The following is a 2037-nucleotide window of genomic DNA, read 5'->3' as shown; positions in this document are numbered from 1 at the left end:
CAGCTTCAAGCCTGTTATCAAATGAAATCATCAACTTACTCAAACATAGTGAAACATCTAATTCTTGACTAAGGTAAGGTGGCTAACTTCATTATAGAACTTTCAGAAATAAAAATCTGACAAATTTTTTCAAAAAATCTGTCAAGTAACTTTACTTTACAAAAAACTTTTGTTATACTGTTAAAGTTGACGAAAGTCATACGCACTATTTTAGATTTAAAAAGGGCTTGACCCTGACATTTAATGGAGGAAAAAAGAAATGGCAGTACCTGCACGTCGCACTTCAAAAGCGAAGAAAAACAAACGTCGTACTCACTATAAAGTAGCAGCTCCAACTGTGAAATTTGACGAAACTACTGGAGATTACTCACGTTCTCACCGTGTATCTTTGAAAGGATACTACAAAGGACGTAAAATCGCTAAGGCTGCTTCAGCTGAATAATAGAAGGGAGATACCATGCGCGTAAATATTACACTTGAACACAAAGAATCTGGTGAGCGTTTGTACCTTACTTCAAAAAACAAACGCAACACTCCAGACCGTCTTCAATTGAAAAAATACTCACCAAAATTGCGTAAGCACGTGATTTTTACTGAGGTTAAATAAGGTTTCATTACATTTCAGTACATGCTGAAAAAGCTTGATTTCATGCGATTCTTGAAATATTGAATTTCACTACAAATCATTTAAAATCAGTTTTATGGCAACCTTTATGGCAACCTTTTTTGAAATTAAAAAAAGAAAGTCATCAATCGAAGAAAAAAACTCTTAGAATTTTTCTAGGAGTTTTTACTTTCTCTTGGAACTTTTTCTTGATAAGTGCTATAATAAAGAAAAAGGGAGTTGGTCTGCAAACCAACTCCAATGTAGAACCGTTAAAAAGACGGTGGCTCGTATAACAGATTTAATCCGTCCTACTCGCTCAAAAGTGGGGACGGATTATTTTTTGTCCTTATCTTTGAAGATTTTATAGCACAAGCTAATCAAAGTAATGGTAAAGCTACCAAAACCTAAGATAGTCTGCACGACTTCAAAAGCGGTCAATCAACACTCCTCCTTTCCGTCAGATTTTGATGAATTGCCCATAGGCATCACCTCACTTTCAGAAAATCAAGAGCTACCGTCTTCACTTTCTACTCATCTAGTATATCATATTTCATTCCTAAAAATTGTTGGAATAGCGTAGTCTTTCCGAAATTTTTAGGAATCCAAAAAATCTTCCTACTGTCATAGTAAGAAGATTTTTTCATTTTAGCTACCTATCCTTGTTTGCGTCTTCTTGCACTTGCAAGACCAAGGCTAGATAATACTGACACACCTGCGAGTGCCAACAAACTTGTTTGCTCCCCTGTGTTTGGCAAGGTCTTAGCACGTTCAACACGTGAATAAGTAATTTTGTCACCAACCTGCATTATGCCAGCTTGTTTTCCAATTTTAGTATGCACTACAGATGTTGCTTTCTTCCCATCAACGTAGTCAATAACTACCCCGTTAGCATCTAGTACTGGGGTCGCAATACCACCTGCATTGACGATAGCTTCAGCTTCAGCCTTAGCCTTCAACTCAACCAAGCGTTTAGCCTCAGCCTCAGCAAGGTCTTGTTCTGCCTTCAGGTTAGCCAACTCTTCGTAGCGAGTAGTTTTTTCAGTTGCATCAACTTTAAGAGTTGCAAGTAACTCCTTAGCAGTCTCATACTCTGCACGAGCAACTGCAAGGGCTTGATTAGCTTCAGTAAGCTTAGCATTCAAGACCGTAAGAACTGCACCCTTATCCGTCAAAGCTTTAGCAAGTTCATTGTACTTAGCAGTAGCTTTTTCAGAGTCAGATTTAGCTGTGCTTTGTTTAGCGATAGCTTCAGTAAGGGCAAGTTGTGCAACCTGGTCAGCCTTCTTAAGTACTTCTAGAGTTTCTTTTTCTTGTGCAAGTACCCCTTGGGCGTTTTCATCTGCTGAGCGAGCCTCTACCAGTTCAGCCTTAGCCTTAGATAGAGCGTTAGCCTTGTCGATAGCACTCGCTTTAGCTACTGCAAGAGTTTC

At 38.5% G+C, this 2037-nt stretch carries 4 protein-coding genes; 2 read left to right on the top strand and 2 right to left on the bottom strand.

The genetic code is table 11. The annotated features are described in order from the left end of the window. Nucleotides 1–259 precede the first annotated feature (259 nt). Nucleotides 260–442 carry a 50S ribosomal protein L32 gene (gene rpmF / locus ODU50_RS10305; RefSeq protein ID WP_002937589.1) on the top strand — a complete coding sequence of 61 codons (183 nt, stop codon included), beginning with the start codon at nt 260–262 and terminating at the stop codon, nt 440–442. Between the two features lie 15 nt (nt 443–457). Then, on the top strand, nt 458–607 hold the full coding sequence (gene rpmG, locus ODU50_RS10300) for a 50S ribosomal protein L33 (RefSeq protein WP_002262412.1): 150 nt from the start codon (nt 458–460) through the stop codon (nt 605–607). Nucleotides 608–940: 333 nt separating this feature from the next. Here the strand turns inward: rpmG and ODU50_RS10295 are convergent, their stop codons facing one another. Next, nucleotides 941–1045 (bottom strand): putative holin-like toxin, encoded by a 105-nt coding sequence (locus ODU50_RS10295; RefSeq protein ID WP_000123551.1) that lies wholly within the window; start codon nt 1043–1045, stop codon nt 941–943. A 215-nt stretch (nt 1046–1260) separates the two neighbouring features. Next, the coding region (locus ODU50_RS10290; protein WP_398581410.1) for an LPXTG cell wall anchor domain-containing protein at nt 1261–2037 on the bottom strand (777 nt) is incomplete at its 5' end.

Source organism: Streptococcus sp. 2020WUSS084 (assembly GCF_044427445.1).
In the GTDB taxonomy this organism is placed as follows: domain Bacteria; phylum Bacillota; class Bacilli; order Lactobacillales; family Streptococcaceae; genus Streptococcus; species Streptococcus suis.
Note: the sequence above shows the minus strand (reverse complement) of the source record. Positions and strands in the feature narration are given on the sequence as shown.

Coding starts and splice junctions, on each gene's coding strand:
- rpmF (WP_002937589.1), top strand. CDS start 260: ATGGCAGTACCTGCACGTCGCACTTCAAAAGCGAAGAAAAACAAACGT.
- rpmG (WP_002262412.1), top strand. CDS start 458: ATGCGCGTAAATATTACACTTGAACACAAAGAATCTGGTGAGCGTTTG.